The sequence below is a fragment of the Streptomyces poonensis genome (assembly GCF_014650915.1).
Classification (GTDB): domain Bacteria; phylum Actinomycetota; class Actinomycetes; order Streptomycetales; family Streptomycetaceae; genus Streptomyces; species Streptomyces poonensis.
On record NZ_BMVW01000012.1, the window covers coordinates 95,581 to 112,585 of the forward strand.

Annotated in this window: 19 protein-coding genes and 2 pseudogenes; 1 reads left to right on the forward strand and 20 read right to left on the reverse strand. The window is 70.1% G+C overall.

The annotated features are described in order from the left end of the window. Positions 1-7: 7 nt before the first annotated feature. From IE242_RS25645 to IE242_RS25730, 18 genes are all read right to left on the reverse strand, one after another. Positions 8-790, reverse strand: coding sequence for a thioesterase II family protein (locus IE242_RS25645; RefSeq protein ID WP_189863190.1), 783 nt, complete (start codon positions 788-790; stop codon positions 8-10). Positions 791-794: 4 nt separating this feature from the next. Beyond that, complete coding sequence (locus tag IE242_RS25650; RefSeq protein WP_189863482.1) at positions 795-1,304, reverse strand: YbaK/EbsC family protein; 510 nt, start codon at positions 1,302-1,304, stop codon at positions 795-797. Between the two features lie 140 nt (positions 1,305-1,444). Then, on the reverse strand, positions 1,445-2,146 hold the full coding sequence (locus tag IE242_RS25655; RefSeq protein WP_189863199.1) for a 2-hydroxychromene-2-carboxylate isomerase: 702 nt from the start codon (positions 2,144-2,146) through the stop codon (positions 1,445-1,447). After that, a complete protein-coding gene (fabG, locus tag IE242_RS25660) occupies positions 2,143-2,886 on the reverse strand; it encodes a 3-oxoacyl-[acyl-carrier-protein] reductase (RefSeq protein ID WP_189863201.1) in 744 nt (247 codons plus the stop codon). Before fabG ends, IE242_RS25655 begins: the two co-directional genes overlap by 4 nt. Further along, entirely contained in the window at positions 2,883-3,401 is a 519-nt protein-coding gene (locus IE242_RS25665; RefSeq protein ID WP_189863203.1) for a 3-hydroxyacyl-ACP dehydratase FabZ family protein, read from the reverse strand. Before IE242_RS25665 ends, fabG begins: the two co-directional genes overlap by 4 nt. Further along, positions 3,398-3,802, reverse strand: a complete 405-nt coding sequence (locus tag IE242_RS25670; RefSeq protein WP_189863205.1) for a 3-hydroxyacyl-ACP dehydratase FabZ family protein — start codon at positions 3,800-3,802, stop codon at positions 3,398-3,400. The genes IE242_RS25665 and IE242_RS25670 overlap by 4 nt, the downstream gene beginning before the upstream one ends. Continuing rightward, positions 3,799-4,905, reverse strand: coding sequence for a beta-ketoacyl synthase N-terminal-like domain-containing protein (locus tag IE242_RS25675; RefSeq protein WP_189863207.1), 1,107 nt, complete (start codon positions 4,903-4,905; stop codon positions 3,799-3,801). The genes IE242_RS25670 and IE242_RS25675 overlap by 4 nt, the downstream gene beginning before the upstream one ends. Beyond that, complete coding sequence (locus tag IE242_RS25680; protein ID WP_189863208.1) at positions 4,902-5,909, reverse strand: hotdog family protein; 1,008 nt, start codon at positions 5,907-5,909, stop codon at positions 4,902-4,904. The genes IE242_RS25675 and IE242_RS25680 overlap by 4 nt, the downstream gene beginning before the upstream one ends. Positions 5,910-5,964: 55 nt before the next feature. Beyond that, the gene (locus IE242_RS25685) at positions 5,965-6,723 is read right to left on the reverse strand and encodes an alpha/beta fold hydrolase (protein ID WP_189863210.1); all 759 of its coding nucleotides are present in this window, start codon (positions 6,721-6,723) and stop codon (positions 5,965-5,967) included. Next, a complete protein-coding gene (locus IE242_RS25690; RefSeq protein WP_189863212.1) occupies positions 6,720-7,625 on the reverse strand; it encodes a beta-ketoacyl synthase N-terminal-like domain-containing protein in 906 nt (301 codons plus the stop codon). The genes IE242_RS25685 and IE242_RS25690 overlap by 4 nt, the downstream gene beginning before the upstream one ends. Further along, positions 7,622-8,752, reverse strand: a complete 1,131-nt coding sequence (locus IE242_RS25695) for a beta-ketoacyl-[acyl-carrier-protein] synthase family protein (RefSeq protein ID WP_189863214.1) — start codon at positions 8,750-8,752, stop codon at positions 7,622-7,624. The genes IE242_RS25690 and IE242_RS25695 overlap by 4 nt, the downstream gene beginning before the upstream one ends. Further along, the gene (locus IE242_RS25700; RefSeq protein WP_189863215.1) at positions 8,749-10,005 is read right to left on the reverse strand and encodes a beta-ketoacyl-[acyl-carrier-protein] synthase family protein; all 1,257 of its coding nucleotides are present in this window, start codon (positions 10,003-10,005) and stop codon (positions 8,749-8,751) included. Before IE242_RS25700 ends, IE242_RS25695 begins: the two co-directional genes overlap by 4 nt. Positions 10,006-10,067: 62 nt before the next feature. Next, a complete protein-coding gene (locus tag IE242_RS25705; protein ID WP_189863217.1) occupies positions 10,068-10,319 on the reverse strand; it encodes an acyl carrier protein in 252 nt (83 codons plus the stop codon). Positions 10,320-10,377: 58 nt separating this feature from the next. Beyond that, positions 10,378-10,596 carry an MbtH family protein gene (locus tag IE242_RS25710; protein WP_189863219.1) on the reverse strand — a complete coding sequence of 73 codons (219 nt, stop codon included), beginning with the start codon at positions 10,594-10,596 and terminating at the stop codon, positions 10,378-10,380. 607 nt (positions 10,597-11,203) lie between these two features. Next, on the reverse strand, positions 11,204-11,767 hold the full coding sequence (locus tag IE242_RS25715; protein ID WP_189863221.1) for a hypothetical protein: 564 nt from the start codon (positions 11,765-11,767) through the stop codon (positions 11,204-11,206). A gap of 298 nt (positions 11,768-12,065) precedes the next feature. After that, positions 12,066-12,323 carry a LysR family transcriptional regulator gene (locus IE242_RS25720; RefSeq protein WP_189863222.1) on the reverse strand — a complete coding sequence of 86 codons (258 nt, stop codon included), beginning with the start codon at positions 12,321-12,323 and terminating at the stop codon, positions 12,066-12,068. 278 nt (positions 12,324-12,601) lie between these two features. Continuing rightward, the gene (locus IE242_RS25725; RefSeq protein ID WP_189863224.1) at positions 12,602-15,145 is read right to left on the reverse strand and encodes an ABC transporter permease; all 2,544 of its coding nucleotides are present in this window, start codon (positions 15,143-15,145) and stop codon (positions 12,602-12,604) included. Next, complete coding sequence (locus IE242_RS25730; protein ID WP_189863226.1) at positions 15,145-15,915, reverse strand: ABC transporter ATP-binding protein; 771 nt, start codon at positions 15,913-15,915, stop codon at positions 15,145-15,147. The genes IE242_RS25725 and IE242_RS25730 overlap by 1 nt, the downstream gene beginning before the upstream one ends. A 222-nt stretch (positions 15,916-16,137) precedes the next feature. Between IE242_RS25730 and IE242_RS37980 the strand changes: the two are divergent. Further along, a pseudogene (locus IE242_RS37980) lies at positions 16,138-16,257 on the forward strand (muramidase); the annotation flags it as partial. Positions 16,258-16,297: 40 nt separating this feature from the next. Here IE242_RS37980 and IE242_RS38930 read toward each other — a convergent pair. Further along, a pseudogene (locus IE242_RS38930) lies at positions 16,298-16,693 on the reverse strand (transposase); the annotation flags it as partial. Continuing rightward, positions 16,593-16,976 carry a hypothetical protein gene (locus IE242_RS25740; RefSeq protein ID WP_189863230.1) on the reverse strand — a complete coding sequence of 128 codons (384 nt, stop codon included), beginning with the start codon at positions 16,974-16,976 and terminating at the stop codon, positions 16,593-16,595. The gene IE242_RS25740 and the pseudogene IE242_RS38930, both read right to left, overlap by 101 nt. Positions 16,977-17,005 lie beyond the last annotated feature (29 nt).

Here is a 17,005-nt window from a genome sequence, read left to right on the forward strand (position 1 = left end):
CCGCCGTTCAGTCGTCGGCCGCCAGGCGGCGCGAGACCATCCGGACCAGGCTGTCGTGCCGGTCGACCAGGTAGAAGTGGCCGCCGGGCAGGACATCCAGGTGGAACGCTTGGGAGGTGACGTCGGACCAGTCCGACATGTCCGTCACCGAGACGCCCGAGTCCTCATTCCCGACGTACGCGTACACCGGGCAGTCGACCGGATCGGCGGGCCGTGGGCCGTAGGTGCCGACGATCGTGAAGTCGGCGCGGATCGCGGGCAGGAGGATCTCCCTGAGATCCGGATCGGTCAGGAGCGTCTCGTCGGTGCCGCCGAGCCGGCGGACCTCCTCGATCAGTGCCTCGTCGCCCTTCTCGTACACCCTCTGCGGTGCCAGCCGGTGCGGGGGCTTGCGGCTCGACACGTGGAGCGCGGCGGGGCGCACGCCGTGCCGGTCCCGCAACCGCAGCGCCATCTCGTAGGCGAGCGACGCGCCCATGCTGTGTCCGAAGAACGTCACCGGCACGTCGAGGAACGGCAGAAGCGCCGCGGTCACCTGGTCGGCGAGTTCCTCCATGTTTTCGATACACGGGTCGGTCAGTCGATCGTGCCGTCCGGGGTAGCGCGCGACCAGCACCTCCGTACCGCGGTCGAAGGCGGTGCCCCAGGTGTGGAAGAAGCTCGCCGAACCACCCGCGTGCGGGAGAACGAGCAGTCTGCGACGAGGAGGTTCCGTCACCCGGTAGCGACGGAACCACCGGTCGGTATCGACGAGTGCTGGGGGTACGGTGCGGTGGGCGCCGACGCTCATCCTGTCATCCTCCGTGCTGTCTTCCGCTGAGAACGGGCTGTTGGGCGATGGGCTCCACCCGCGGCCGGGCCATCACCAGGTAGTCGTCGGTGGCAAGAGCCACCGATCGGTCGAGCCTGGCCGCGTTGAAGAAGATCTCGTCGTGGACGAGCAGCTCGGGGTCGACGACCAGGTCGAGCTCGGGGTGCCGGGAGAACGGCATCACCGAACCGCTGACACTGCCCGCGAGCTGCTCGGCCACGTCACGCGCCGCGAACGAGGCCTCCCGGCCGACGTACATGGTTCTGAGCACGTCCAGGTCCACCTTGCGATCCCCGGGCACGACCGCGAGGACGTACCGCCTGGAGCGCCGGCCCGTCGCGACGCGCACCACCAGGCACTTGGCGGCCTGGGCGAGGGCGTGCCGCCGCAGGATGCTCGCGGACTCCGTGTGGCCCTCCGCGGCATGCTCGATGAGTCTGAAGCGCGCCTGGTGCTGCTCGAGTTGCTCCATCAACCAGTCGTAGGCGCTCATCCGGTCGACTCCGGTATCCACTCGGGGACCGTACGGCCGGCGTGCGGGCCGCGGCGGGGCGAACCCCGGCGCGAGCCCGACGGTGCCCGGCGCAGGACGGTCGGACGGGGTGCTCGGGTGATCGTCATCGCGCCTTCTTGTCAGGCCGTGTGACGGTCGTCCGGCGCCGCCGTGAACGGAGGCGCGTGGAAGGGCGCGTCACTCAGTCCGTCCCACGCCTCGCCGCGCACGGCGGCCACGAACGCGCCGACCCGCTCGGCACCCCAGAACGCCTCTCGTCCGCGCAGGAAGAAAGGCACGCCGAAGGCGTCGTCGTGATACGCCGCGACCAGACATTCCATCCCGCGCTTCCGGATGACCGGATCGTCGACCGCGTCGGCGATGGACGGGTCGAGGCCGAGTTCGCTCGCGATGCCGGCGATGGTCCCGCGTTCTGCGAGGTCCAGGCCCCGGCTCCAGCGCGCCCGGTAGGCGAGGTCGACGAACTCGGGCCCCAGCCCCTGCTCCTCGGCGGCGAGGTAGGCGAGGTGGGAGACCTCCCAGTGCGGGGCACGGTCGACGGGCCAGGTCACCTGCCAGCCGCGGGCGTACGCCCAGCGGCGTGCGTCCCGCAGGATGTAGAAGTTCTTCGAGCGGTGCATGGGCATCACCGGCAGGGTGACGCCGGCCTCGGCGAGCAACCGGGTGTACTCCTCGTCCGGCTCCCAGTAGGGGATCCACTCGATCTGCTCGAGGACGTCCGGGTACTTCTCGGTAAGGTCGCGGTAGGCGAACCACGAGTAGGGGCTGCGCAGCGAGAAGTACCACCTTGCGTGCTTCTTCCTGCGGTGGTCGGTGGTCACAGGGTGATCCCCCCGTCTATCTGGAGCACGGAACCCGTGATGTAACCGGCGCGCTCGGAGGCAAGGAAGGAGACGAGTTCCGCCACCTCGTCAGCGGTGCCCATCCGGCCGAGCGCGACGTTCGCGAGTGCCTCCTCGCGGACGCGCTCGGCGACGGCGGCCACCATGTCGGTGTCGATGAAGCCGGGTGCCACCGTGTTGACGCGGATGCCGTAGCGGCCGACCTCCTTGGCGAGGGATCGGGAGAAACCGATGATCCCGGCCTTGGAGGCGGCGTAGTTCGTCTGGGTGGCGTTGCCGTAGACACCGGCCACCGAAGAGATGTTGGTGATGCTGCCGCGGCGGCGCTTCATCATGGAGAAGGCGACCGCGCGGCAGACGTGGAAGACGCCGTCGAGGTTGGTGGCGAGGACCGACGTCCACTCCTCGTCGGACATCATCACCAGGGCCTTGTCGCGGGTGATGCCGGCCGAGGTGACGGCGGTCTCGACGGGGCCGAGGTCCTGCTCGGTCTCGGTGACCCAGGCGCGCACCGCGGCCCCGTCGCTCACGTCCACGCGGCGGTGCAGCACCCGCGCGCCGAGCGCCTCGGCCTCCTTGGCGAGGACCTCGGCCGCTTCCGCCTGGGAGTGGAAGCAGAAGCTGACGTCGTAGCCGTCGGCGGCCAGCTTCAGCACGGCGGCCCGGCCGATGCCCCGGGAGCCCCCGCTGATCAGGGCCACGGGCCTGGTGTCGGTCATTGGATGGCCTCTCTTCCGGGACGTACGGACGGTCGGGGTGCGGTCGGTTCGGCGGGGCGGAGCTGGTCCGCCGGGCGGAAGGCCATCACCATCCGCGTCACGGTCATCACGGTCTCGTCGCCGCGATGGCTGCTCCCCTCGAAGATCACCGAGTCGCTGAGAGCGCGGGAGACACGGACCCGGTGCTCGATCACGTCGCCCGGGAGTACGGGCAGGTGGAACTCCGCGTCGGCCACTGAGCCGAACAGCATGACCTGCCCGGTCGGGGCCTCGGTGACCGCCGAGGCGAGGAGTCCGGCCGACTGGCCCCAGGACTCGACGAGCAGGGACTGCGGATAGTCGTGCGCGGCCGCGGGTGAGAGGGCCGCGTACCAGGGCTCGTTGAGGGTGACCGCCTTGACCGTGCGGATCCGCTCACCGGGGACGAGTTCGGTCACCCGGTCCACGAGCAGCATCGGATAGCGGTGCGGGAGCAGGTCGGTGACCCTGGGCAGGGCCGGTACGGGTGCGGTCATCGTGCACCTGCCGCGGGCTCGTAGCGCAGCCGTATGGTGGCGGCCTTGCCCCGGTCGGTGGAGACGGCGGCGTCGCAGCGCAGACCGGCCTCGGTGCGGCGCCACTTGAGGGTGAGGTGGAGGGTGTCCCCGGGGTAGACGGCTCCAGCGAAGCGCGCCGACTCCACGGCGGCGAGTTGGGAGGGGGCCGGAGCGGCGTCCCCGTCGGTGGCCGCACGCTGTACGCACTCCAGCACGCAGACCCCGGGGAAGATCGGGAAGTCGGGGTAGTGGCCGGCGAACACCGGCTCGCTTCCACGGATGTCGGCACGGGCGGCGGCCGTCAGGCCCTCGTCCGTGCGCGCCTGAACCCGTACCTCGGCGGCGACGGGACTCACGCGGTCGCGCGTGGCGCCGGTCATCGGGCCTCCAGGAGCTTCAGCACCGCGCAGGCGAGGGAGCCGTCGCGGTCGGCGGAGGTGACCACCGCGATCCGCCCGGCGGACGAGGGGGTGTGGGCGGCGGTGGCGAGGATCATGGCGATCTGGAACGAGCCGGTGGCGGCGGAGACGTCACCGAGCCGGCCGACGGCCGGGACCCGCTCCAGCGCCTCGGCCCCGCAGACCTGGCCGAGGATCTCGCGCTCCAGGTCGCCCAGGAGGCCCGGCGCGTCCGACGGGCTCGCGGCCCACACGTCGTCGCCGCTCACCCCGGCGGCATCAAGGGCGGAGCGCACGCAGGCCTCCATGGCCGGGCGGGCCTGGTCGCCGGTGGCCACCCGGGTGCGTACCGCGAGGACATCGGCGAGCGCGGGGCGCTCGGGGGTGGCGGAGGAGGCCGGCTGGACCAGGAGCACGGCCGCGCCCTCGCCCAGCGCGACGTCGGGGGCCTCGGCTCCCCGGCTGTGCCGCTCCAGCCAGTAGCGGGCGGCCGAGTACTCCTCGGCGGCGGCGCAGAGCACGGTGTCCGCGCGGCCGGAGGACAGCAGCCGGGTGGCGTAGTTGAGGGCGAGCAGTCCGGCCGCACGGCCGCCGGCGAGCGTGGTGTTGGGGCCCCTGATGCCGTACCAGATGGCGCACTGGCCGGCCGCGCAGTTCATCACGGCGTTGGGCATCACGGCCGGGTCCACGTCGTAGGGCCGGGCGCCTTCGAACGAGCTGCGGGTGAAGTCCATCATGCTGGCGGCGCTGCCGGTGGTGGTGGCGAGCACCAGTGCCGCCCGTTCCCCGGTCTCCGACTCGCCTACCGAGCCGGGCTGGTCGAGCAGGGAGCCGACGGCGGCCACGGCGAGGCCGGTGACCCGGTCCATGGAGCGGGTGCCCTTCTTGCCGAGCACCTCGCGGGTCTCGAAGCCGGGGACCAGGTGGGCCCGGGACGTGGGCACCTTCCAGCGTGCGGTGTCGATGGGCGCGCCCGTGGGCCGCTGGGCGCGCAGGCCCTCGGCGAGGGCCTCGGCACCGATGCCGTGAGGGGAGACCGCCGACCAGCCGGTGATCACCGGCCGTTCGGTCACCGGGGCGCTCATGACGCCGCCTTGCGGGGGGTGGTGAGGGCGGTGACGGTGGACTCGTCGAACTCGGCCATCTCCCACTGGTTGGGCGCCACCTCGTGGAGGTAGCCGTGGGTGATGGTGCCGGTGGCGGTCTTCACCAGCTGCCCGTCGCGCAGCACGTAGCAGTCCATGCGCGTGGTGTAGAGCAGCGTCTTGAAGACGTTCTCGACCGTGTAGACGGTGTAGAGCTCCTCCTCCATGATCGTCTCGTCGAGGAGTTCGATACGGGACTGGGTGACCACGGGGATCCAGCCGCGGGTGTCGAGGACCTCCTTGATGGCCAGGCCCCGGTCGGCGAGGAAGAGATCCTCCACCTCCTCCATCACCCGCAGGAAGCCGGACATCTGTACGCGCTCGTTGAAGTGGCAGTAGAAGTAGCCCATCCGCCAGCGCCAGCCGAACGCGTTGGTCTCGCCGATGAGTTCGCACAGAACGGGGTCGGCGCTGGTGCCGCGGCCCGCGGTGAACTCGCCGTACGGCAGCGGGGTGGCCGCGATCTCCAGGCGGTCACCAGTGCCCAGGCGGGCGGTGGTGAAGCGGTCCAGGCCGGCCGGCCAGGGCTCCTCGGCCTTGATGTGGTCGTCAACGCGCAGCGCCACCAGGATGGTGGAGCCCGCGCACTTGACGCGCTTGCTGTCGCGCTCGACGAACAGGTCGACCTTGAAACGGAGCCGGTCGGCGCCGTCCTTGGTGGCGGGGGTGACGACCGCCTCGACCTCGTCGTCGACGGCGAGCAGGGCGCCGAGCCGGGAGTGGATGTCGACCACGTCGAAGCCGAGCCCGTAGCGCCGGTAGAGGTCGCCGACGGGCAGCCCTGCCTCCCTGAAGTGGTTCAGGACCGCTGCCTCGGCAACGTAGTTGATGTGCTTGAAGCCGATGGCGAAGCTGATGTTGTTGCCTTCGAAGAGGGGGCGCAGCCGCCCCGTCGTCGGGGTATCCAGCAGCGCCGTGACAGCGGGATGGGGCGTCGGGCCCATCACGGACTCCTTCGTGTCGGGGCGTATCGGGGCGGACGGGATCCGGCCTGGCGGGTCAGGTACTGCTTGCCAGGGGCCGGGCGGGATCCTGGATCTGATCGAGGAAGGCGTGCACGGTCTCGGTGAACCGGTCGGGCCGTTCGAGCATCGGGAAGTGACCGCAACCGGGCACGGTCAGCGACCGGCCGACCGGCAGCCGGGCGGCGAGGTGACGCGCCTCCTCGGCGGGCGCGGACCGGTCGGCCGCGCCGCCGATCACCAGGGCGGGGGTCTGGATCAGGTCCACCCGGAACAGCGGGGTGCGCAGATAGGTGTCGAAGAACCGGAGCCAGCCGTAGGGGCCGATCCACTCGGTCATCCGCCGGGCCATGTCGGCGAGGAGTTCCGCGTCGATGGTGTGGCCGGACGTGCGCAACCTGATGGACTCGGCCATGGTGCGCGGGAAGTCGTCCAGGGTCGGAGCGATCATGTTCCAGTGGAACGTTTCCGCGTCACTCCGGTAGAAGGGGTTGACCAGGACGACGGCCGGCAGGTCCAGCGGGTCGGCGGCGGCCGCCCGGCGGCTGAGCAGTTCGAGGAGCACAATCGAGCTGAACGAGTGGGCGACCACCACGCCCGGTCCGCCGGGTACGGCGTCGAGCACGTCCTGGAGCCGGGAAGCCGAGTCGGTCTCGTGGCGCCAGTCGGCGATTCCGCCGCCGTGCCAGGGCAGCCGGGGCGCGTGGACGTCCAGTCCGGCCCGCCAGTGTCCGGCGAGCGGCGCCCAGATCGCCTCGTTGTTGGCGAGCCCGTGGAGCAGCACCACGTTTGTCATGGGGTGCCCTCTGGGGCGAGCAGGACCGCTCCGGCCGCACCGGCCAGGGCGTACGCCGGGCTCTTGTTCCCCTCGGCGAACCAGCCGGCCGCGGCGGCGCACTGCACCACGCCGAGGGCGCCGGAGAGCTCGCCCCAGCTGTTGAGCGCGTTCCGGAGGGCGGACCTGGGCACGGGATGGTCCTCGGCGCTGAGCCAGAGCCCGCCGCCGGGCACCTGCCGCACCAGCTGGTGGGCGGTGTCGGCGGGTTGGGCGGTGCGGAGCACCGGGCCGAGCAGTGCCCTGGCCCGGGTGCCGGCGGGGCGGCTGAGGACCACGGCCGCGCCGCCGTCGGCCATCGGTCCGTCGACGAGCCGGCGGGTCACCTCGTTGTCCGGTTCGACCCCGGTCACCAGGATGTGGTCGGCGCGGCCGGTACGGAGCATCAGGGCCGCCCAGCGGATCGCGTCCAGGCCGGAGGCGCGCCCGTTGCACACCGTCAGGTTGGGCCCGCGCAGTCCGTAACGGATCGCGGTCTCCGAGGCGATGATGTTGCTGGAGGCGTTGGGGGTGTCCATCGGGCTGAGCGCGCTGGTGGACTCCTTGGAGATGGTCTCCACGGCCCGGCACACGGTGTCCACGTTGCCGAGGTTGGAGCTGACGACCGCACCCAACCGGTCCTTGCGAACGGTCAGTTCGCCGTTCTGGAGGAGTCCGGCATCGGAGAGCGCCGCGTACGCGAGGTGCAGGCCCAGCTGGGTGGCCCGGTCCTTGAAGCGCAGTCCCTTCCTGCCGATCAGGGCGGCGGGGTCGACCGGGCCGGCTCCGGGGCGGGCGGGGTGGAGCAGGGCGCGTGCGTCGGCCGCGCCGGGCAGGGCCACGGCGACGCCGGTGACGGCCACACCGGTGACGGCGGGTGTCATGCGGCACCTCCCACGATGGCGACGGCGTTGACGCCGCCGAAGCCGAAGCTGTTGACCTGGGCCAGGCGCAGTGGTGCCGCCAGGGGCCCGCCGGCCACCAGCCGCAGCTCCGCGGCCTCGGGCAGGGGGTCGGCCAGGCCTGCGATGGGTGGCACCAGGCCTCGCTCCAGGGAGCGCAAGGCCACGATCAGGCTGAGCAGCCCGGCCGAGCCGGAGGTGTGCCCGGTCAGTGACTTGATACCGGTGAGGGCCGGCCCGGGGCTGTCGAAGACCCGCGCGGTCACGGCGGCCTCCGTGCGGTCGTTGAGGGGGGTGCCGGTGCCGTGGAGCACCACCAGGTCGATGTCCGCGGGCGTGACCTCGGCCTGTGCCTGTGCCTGGCGGACGGCGTCCTCGACACCGGCCGCGTCGGGGGCGGTCTGGTGGTGGGCGTCGCAGTTGACGGCCACCGAGTGCAGCCGGCCGCGGACCGGGCGGCCGGCGGGTGCGGACCGGCTCAGGACGATGGCCGCCGCGCCCTCGCCGAGGATGGTGCCCTGGCGGTTCTCGTCGAAGGGGCGTACCGAGGGCGGCGGATCGAACTGCACCCGGTCGGCCTGGCCGAACATGCTCTCCGTGACCACGTCGCAGCCGGCCACGACGACCGTCTCCGCCTCACCGAGTTCCAGCAGATCCCAGGCGAGCGCGAGGGCGTACAGGGAGGCCGAGCAGGCGCCCGCGAAGGTGTGGGTGTCGACGGCGCCGAAGTGGCGCCGCAGGGCGTCCTCGAAGTGCAGTCCGTCGGCGTCGAGCGGAACGCCGTCGCGCCACCACAGCTCCAGGGTGCGCAGTTCGCGCAGGCCGGTGCCGACGAGCACCGGGATGCCTGCGAGGTCCTCGGGCAGTCCGGCGTCCTCGGCGGCCTGCCGGATCGCCTCGACGAGGAAGCGGGTAGCACGGCCTGGTTCGTCGATGCCCTCGGTCTGCCGGTCGTCGATCTCGAAGAGCTGCTGGGCGTTGAAGCGGGACGGGTCGAAGGCGCGCAGCGGCGCGAGTCCGCTGCGGCCGGCGCACAGGCTGTCGAAGATGGCGTCGGCATCGGCGCCGATGCTGGCGACCGCCCCGGTGCCGAGGATCGGGTACGTCATCGGTCGCCACCGTCCCGCTCGTACTTGCCGAGGATCACGATGGCGTTGTTGCCGCCGAAGGCGAGCCCGTTGTTCTGGACGATTCTGAGGTCGGCGTCGACAGCGTGGTTGGGCACGCAGTCGATCTCGCACTCCGGGTCCGTGGCGGTGTGGTTGATGGTCGGCGGGATGAAGCCGTGGGTGATGGCGAGACCGCAGGCGATCGCGCCGAGCGCGCTCGCGGCACCCATGGTGTGGCCGAGCATCGACTTCAGGGAGATGGTGCGCGGGGTAGCGGCGCCGAACACCTTGCGGATGGCGCCGGCCTCGGTGATGTCGTTGGCCTTGGTGCCGGTGCCGTGGGCGGAGATCAGGTCGACCTCCTCGGGCTTGACCCCGGCGTTGGCCAGGGCGATGCTCATGCACTGCGCGACGCTGTCGCCGTTGGGCGCGACCTGGTGGTAGGCATCGCAGTTGAGGCCGTAGCCGAGCACCTCGGCGTAGATCGTGGCACCACGGGCCAGGGCGGAGTCCAGGCTCTCCAGGACCAGCACGCCGGCGCCCTCGCCGGTGAGGATGCCCTTGCGGTTGACGTCGAAGGGCTGGCAGTGCTCGGGGGCGATGGTGCCCAGGCGGTAGAAGCCGGTGAAGGTCTTGCGGCACATCGCGTCGGCACCGCCGCACAACGCGAACTCCACCTCGCCCGAGCTCACCGCGTCGAAGCCGTACCCGATCGCGTAGTTGCCCGCGGAACAGGCCGTCGCGATGGTGGGGGCCTCGACGTCGGTGAGTTGCAGTTCCTGCGCGATGGCCGTGGAAAGTCTGGCCGCCGAGACTCGCCGTACGACCTCGGGGTCCATGTTCTCCGGACCGTCGGCGAGTTCGGCGGCCACCAGCTGGTCCAGCTCGTAGGACTCGCCGTCCGTGGTGCCGACGGAGATCAGTCCCCGTCGGCCGGCGAGTTCCACGGGATCCAGGCCAGCGTCCCGCACCGCCATCCGCGCCGCCGCGACGGCGAAGCGGCTGGCGCGTCCCAGCTCTTGCACGGGGGTGCGGGAGATCCACTGCTCGGGGGCGAACCCCTTGACCTCGCACCCGTTGACATGCGCGAAGCCCTCGACGTCGAACACCGAGATCGGGCTGACGCCGCTACGGCCCGCTCGCAGACTGCCGGTGAATTCCTCGGCCCCGATACCGATACTGGAGATCACTCCGAAGCCGGTGAGAACCACCCGGCGTTTCCCGGTTCCGGCGCCGGGGCGTGCTGAGGACATGCTGTTTCCCCTTCAGACCTTGGGATGCAGACCCTGCGATCAACGGAGCTACTGGGCGCAGGTCAGCGGACGGGCGCCTCGGCGACCACCTTGTAGACCGCCTCCAGGTTGATCATCTGAGCCAGCTCGGACTGGTCGATGGTAATTCCGAATTCCTTCTCCAAGGAGGCCAGAATTTCGATGGCGCGCAGCGAGTCGGCACCGTGGTCGTCGATGAAGAGGCTGGTCTCCGTCACCTCGTCCTCTTCGAGTTCGAGGATGTCGCAGACGATTTCCTTGATGGCCGAGCGGCGGTCGCTGGTCATGGTCGACATGGTTCTTTTCTCCTCGGTGGTTCGGTCGTCATCTGGCCGGCGCAGGAGTTGCTGGTTCTCAGGAGTCCTGGACAGCCATGGCGTCGGCGAGACTGCGCGGACGCATATCGGTCCAGTGGTCGTTCACGTAGTCGATGCACTCCTGACGGGCGGCTGCGCCGTGCACCGTCCGCCAGCCCGCCGGAACCTCGGCGAAAACCGGCCAGAGCGAATGCTGACCCTCGTCGTTCACGAGCACGTAGTACTCGGCGTTGTCGTCCTCGAATGGATTGGCCATCGAAGCTGTCCCCTTCCCGGAACTGTCACCGAATTCGGGTCAACCCTAAGCATCACCGATCGACGCCAACAAGAGATTCCGGAGACCGATTCGACGCAGCGTTCGAGAGTTTCCAATGAGAAAAATCGAATAATGCGTTGCGCAGCTTTCGGTCACCGTCCCGCAGAGCCTCCCCGGGGGTCTTGCCGGAACGTTCCGGTCCTGGGCGGGCGCCACGGCGATCGAGTCGCCCGGAACGAGCCGACATCGGCCCTTCGCCGGTCGGACGCCCCTGTCGTACGTCCGGAACACCGCGGCGAGGACGGGCGGGTGGAGCTCCGGAGCACCCGGATCACCACCTCGATCACGCTGCCGGTGCCGGTGGCCGCCTACGGCGCGACCCGAAGGTCATCGAAGATTTCTTGGCCCGACGGCACGGTCCAGGGTCGGCCGACGCCCCGATCCTTCCGGTGCCACGACCAGCGTCGCGCCCGCTGGTCGGCGCGCACGCACCGCCGCGGCGGACGACGACGCGGAAGCCGGCCGGACGCCAAAGCGCCGTGCCCCACGGCAAGTTCCCGTGGGGCACGGCGAGTCGGAGCTGGAGCGGCGCGGATTCGGCCGTCCGTCAGGCCGCGGCCCGCGCGGCGGCCGTCCGGCGGCGGTAGTAGGAGTAGGTGACCGCCCCGAGCAGCGGCGCCCACGCGAGCAGCGGACCGTAGGACAGGCCCAGGACCCACCCGGTGCTCATCACGCCCGCGGGATCCTGCCCGTCCGAGCCGATCACCGGCTCGGGGTGGTAGTGGAAGAGGAAGTTGTTCAGCAGGACGTAGGCCAAGAGCGAGGTGATGGCGAGCACCCCCAGCGCGGCCGGAACGACCGCGGCGGCCACCGGTACCGGCCGGCCGCCCACGAGTGGGATCCATTGCGGCAGAATCTCGCCCCATGGCCGGACGAGGCCGAGGGTGAGCAGCGCGAGTAACTCGGAAACCACGGTCAGCAAGAGCATGTACGCCTCTTCGGCGATGCTCGCCTCGCCTTCCAGCCATCCGAAGAGCATGCCGACGACGACGGCCACCCGCCACAGCCCCGAGGGCAGAACGCACCACGGTACGGCTTTGGCCGACCACTCAGCCCAGCGCGGGACGGGTGGTGACAGGGGGATGGGGGTACGAGCGGCGGTCGCGGTCATGGCGCTTCCTTCTGCGGTCGCGGGGAGGATCCTCACCGATTATGGGCCGCGGTGCGCTGCCGAAGAATCATACGCAGGTATTGCGTGCCTCCCCCACGGGGTGGAGGCGGGACGCTCGGAAAGTACTGCGTAGGGAGCCGATTCATCGGAAGAGCCTGGCAGGAAGCTGCATTTCCGCCACTGTCGGCACTGCAGCGGACCTACGACGAGTTCCGGTCAGGGCCCAGTATCAGCCAGTGCCTCGATCCCGGAGTGACTCGGCTCCAGGGGGGCGAGGCCCGTCCCGGAGCCGGTCGGATCACACCGGTGCACAGACGCCTTTGATGCTGTCGATCAGGGCGAGTACGGCCCGGGCGGACGGCAGTATCATGCGGCCCTCCCGAGTGAGTCTCGCCCCGGTGGAATCTCGGATGAAAAGTTTGGTGCCCAATATCTGCTCAAGGCACTTGATCTGGTAGCTGATGGCAGGTTGCGAATAACCGAGTACTTTTGCGGCCTGATCCATGCGTCCGGTCTCGGCCACGGAGACAAAAGCCCGGAATTCACGCTCGTGCATCACTCCCCCTGTCTCTCGGTGAACACAAGCGATTTCGAGCGATTCCCGTGCCGAAGCGACGGAATCACTGAGCTCCTCTCCATGTCAGCTCACTTGCGGTATGAGGGCAATGGGAGGTGCAGGAAGCTGCACATGCGGCCGAACCGTCGGCCGCGCATGCCGAAGGCGCCCTCGGGGGGTGCCCCCTAAGGCGCCTTCGGTCATCACCAGACCAGGTCGCACAGTAGACGCACGATCAGCACGGCCTCCCGGCGGCCCGGCCGGCGCCCTCCACTCAGTCAGCCATGGCTGATGGCCGTGAGGACGTTGAGGCGGGCACCGCGCCGCGCGGGGGCGAGAGAAGCGATGACTCCCACGACCCCCGCACCGATCAGATAGGCGAGCAACTGGCCCCAGGGCAGCGCGAGCGCGCTGACTCCCTGGTCCTCCAAGGCACGGGCCGCCGCGAGACCGAGCAAGCCGCCGACCATGATGCCGAGGACCGCGCCGAAGAGCGAGATCACCACCGACTCGGTCATGATCATGCGCACGGTCTGGCCACGGGTGAGGCCGATCGCCCGCAGCATGCCCATCTCCTTGGTCCGCTCCAGAATCGACAGGGCGAGGGTGTTCACGATGCCCAGCACCGCGATGAGCATCGCCACACCGAGGAGCCCCTGCACGACGGTGAGCACCGTGTCGAACGCTCCGCCGAACATCTCGATCACGTCGGCGCGGGTCCGCACGGTGACCTCGGGGCTGTCCTTGAGCAACGCGGCGATCTGCGCGCGGGCCTTGGACTCGTCCGCCCCGGCCGCCAGCTGGAAGTACGCCTGCGAAGGCTGCTTGGACCGGAAGTCGGCCTCGGCGTCGGCCCAGGGCACGACGATGCCGCTGGACAGCGTGGTGTCCTGAAAGACGCCGGCCACCCGGTAGGCGCGCGCGTCACCTCGCTGGAACTGAAGGGTGACCCGGTCACCGGTTTTCAGGCCCCGTCTCTCGGCGGTGTTCTCGTTCATGACCACGGTGCCTGGAGCCAGGGTGTCGAGGTTCCCCTCGGCCTTCTTGAGGCCCAGCACCTCCCGAGCCTTCGACCAGTCCTGCCAGGCGGCGACCGGCTGGTTCTCCTTGCCGACCGTGGCCATGTCCAGCGTCGCGGCCGCGACGTTCTGCACCCCTGGCGCCTCGGCGATCCGATTCAGCGCGGCCGGGTCGATGGTGGCGGAGGCCGCCGAACCCGCGTCTCCCATGGCCACCAGGTCGGCCTTCAGGTCCCGGTTGATGCCCCGGTTGACGCTGTCCTCGGCGGAGGCGGCCACAGTGCTGATCGCCGTGACCAAGGCCACCCCGATCATCATCGCCGAGGCGGTGATGGCCGTACGGCGGGGATTGCGGGCCGAGTTCCGGCGACCGAGTGCTCCGGGCGTCGCACGGGCGAACAGCGCCCCGAGCACCTCCACCGACGGCTTGCTGATCAGCGGGGTGAGCAGGGAGATACCGACGAAGGCCAGGAGGATGCCGGTGATGAGGGGAGCGGCGCCACCGGAGCCGAAGAGTCCGAGGGCCAGGAGCACGAGACCGATCCCGAGCAGGGCCGTCCCGGCCCAGGTCTGCTTGCGGTGCCTGTCCTGCGGTGTCGCGGCCGCGCGGATCACCGCGATGGGGGCTACCTTCGAGGCCCGCAGGGCGGGGACGAGCGCGGCCAGCATCGTCACGACGATGCCCACCGTGAACGAGACGACCACGGCGCTGGTAGGCACTGACAGCCCGGCCACCTCGAGGCCGTCGGTCGACGAGGCCAGCAGGTCGGCGCCGAGCGCCCCGATGCCGATGCCGGCGGCCAGGCCCAGCGTCGAGGAGACCAGGCCGACTGCGAACGACTCCAGGAGCACGGAGCCGATCACCTGCTTGCGGCTGGCGCCCAGGGCCCGCAGCAGGGCGAGTTCACGCATCCGTTGGGCGATGATGATCGAGAACGTGTTGATGATCAGGAAGATGCCGACGAACACCGCGACGCCCGCGAAGCCCAGGAGCACCATGCCCATCATGTCCAGGATGTCGCGCGCCTCGTCGGACTCCCGCTCGGCCAGTTGGCTGCCCGTCAGCACGTCGTACCGGGCGCCGAGTTCCCTGGCGAGTGCGGACTGTACGGCGGCTGCCGAGGCATCGGCGGCAAGCGTGACCTTGACCCCGGAGTAACCACCGGTCGTGCCGAGCATCAGGCGCTGGGCGACCGGTTCGGTGAAGGCCACCGTCTGCTCGCCGCTGATGGAGTCACGGTCGCCGGAGAAACCGAAGACACCGGCCACGACGAATGTCCGCCGGGGCTCGTTCGTCAGCACACCGACCTTGTCGCCGACCTCGAGCCCCGCCTTCTCGGCGAGACCGGCGTTGACGGCCACCTCGGTGTCCGATGTCGGCTCATGGCCCGACCGCAGCGAGATCAGCTCGCTCTCCCCGCGCCAGCTCTCGCCGTACCGGGGTCCCCCGGTCCCCGGCACCACCTTGCCGTCCTTGCCGATGACGCGGGCGCCCTCGGCCCGTACCAGTCCGCTCGTCCCGGCGACACCGGGGAGTTTCGCCACCCGGTCGACCGTCGCCCGGTCCAGCGGCGGTACCACCGTAATGTCGTCGGAGGCAGTGGACTTCACCTTGGGCTTGAGCGCCACGTGCAGGTCGATGTCCTCGTAGGCGCCGGTGAACTGGGCGTCGATGGACCGGTTGAGGGTGTCCTTGATGACCATCGAACCGGACACGAACATCACCGCGAGCACGACCGCGAGGCCCGACAGGACCAGCCGGAGCTTGCGGGACAGCAAGCTCTTGAGGGTGAGCTTCAGCATCACGCCACCCGTGCCCTGCTGTCGAGCGAGCGCATGGTGTCGATGACGGCGTCGGCGGTCGGATCCCGCAGCTCGTCCACGATCCGGCCGTCGGTCAGGAAGATGACGCGGTCGGCGTAGGAGGCGGCGCGGGGGTCGTGCGTGACCATGACAATGGTCTGGCCGAGGCTGCGGACGGAGTCCCGCAGGAACTCGAGGACTTCGGCGCCGGACACGGAGTCGAGATTGCCGGTGGGCTCGTCGGCGAAGATGACCTCCGGCTGGGAGACCAGCGCGCGGGCGCACGCCACCCGCTGCTGCTGACCACCGGAGAGCTGGGCGGGCAGGTGGTGCAGCCGCTGCGCCAGACCCACGGTGTCGACCACCCGGTCGAACCAGTCCTTCGACGGCTTGCGCCCCGCGATCGACAGCGGCAACAGAATGTTCTCCTCAGCCGTCAGCGACGGCAGCAGGTTGAACTGCTGGAAGATGAAGCCGATCCGGCTTCGGCGGAGCAAGGTGAGTTGCTTGTCGGACATGTCACTCACTCGGATGTCCCCGATGAACACTTCACCGGCCGTCACGGTGTCGAGGCCGGCCAGTATGTGCATGAGCGTTGATTTCCCTGAGCCCGACGGGCCCATGATGGCGGTGAACTCGCCAGCCGTGAACTCGACATCCACGCCACGCAGCGCCGCCACTTGCGCCTCGCCTTCGCCGTGCAGCTTTGTCACGCCGACAGCCCGGGCGACACTCTGCCGTGTTGCGGACGTCGAAACGGTCACGGTCATCACTCACACTCCCCACACGGGTTGATTCGGACGGTCCATGACCGGAGCACTGTGCACCGTGTCCGGTGGATCCACAGGAGCCGAGGAGTGACCGGAAGCGGCCACAGCACCCGAACGTCATCGATGCTCCTCCGGGAGCGTCCGCTTTCCGAGTCCGCATAGAACTCTTGAAACCAGCCCCTCGCCCCATGGCACTTCGAGGATCCCCCCGTGCCGTGAGGCATCGATGTCAGCTCGTACCAGTCCGCTTCCTACGACACGGACGGCCTCTCCTTCGTTTCCATCGAGTCGACGGAGGGCCCTTCGTACGTCGACCCGGAACTCGCCGCCCGTACCTGGAGATGTGTCCGTAGCGCACGGTGCGGTCCGAGCCGCGCACCGTGGGGGTGAGCCCGGCCCAGGAGGCGAGCTTGCGGGCCGAGGAGAACCGGCGAATGTCTCCGATCTCCGTGAGGACGACCAGCGCGGTGAGCGGGCCGATACCGGGCAGCGCGGTCAGGGCCTTGACCCGCGGATCCTGGGCGAGCGCGGCGTCGAGCCGGTCGATGACCAGCTGCAGTGCGTCTATGACCTCCAGCCGGTCGGCCACCGCCTGCCGGGCGCTGTCCGGCAGCGGCAGGGCCTCCAGCCATTCACGGCCCGGGGCACTCCAGCAGTTGCCGGCACGGCCTGTCCGGTCACAGCCGTAGTCGGCGAGGACCGCGTGGATCCGGTTGCGCAACAGGAGTCCGTAGCCGCACGAGCTGGGCCCGGTGGCGCAGCACGGCACGTTGCTCACGTATTGCTGCGGGGGCGATCCACGCCTCGGGCAGCAGATCCGTGCGCAGCAGGTGGGCCAGGTGCGGCTCGAAGCCGTAGTCCTGGAGCAGCTCGATCAGCCAGCCCCAGCCGAACGCCGCATCGAACGCCACTGGCGTACCCACCGGAAGATCGCCGATTACGCCCAGCACCGTCTCGCGCCCGTTGGGCACATTCCGGTTCACCGCCGTCCGGCCGCTCTCGTCCAGCACAGCGATCTGCGACCGGCGGCGATGCACATCGATCCCGACGTAAGCCTCCATCGCGGGCCTCCTGGCCCGGACTCGGCTCC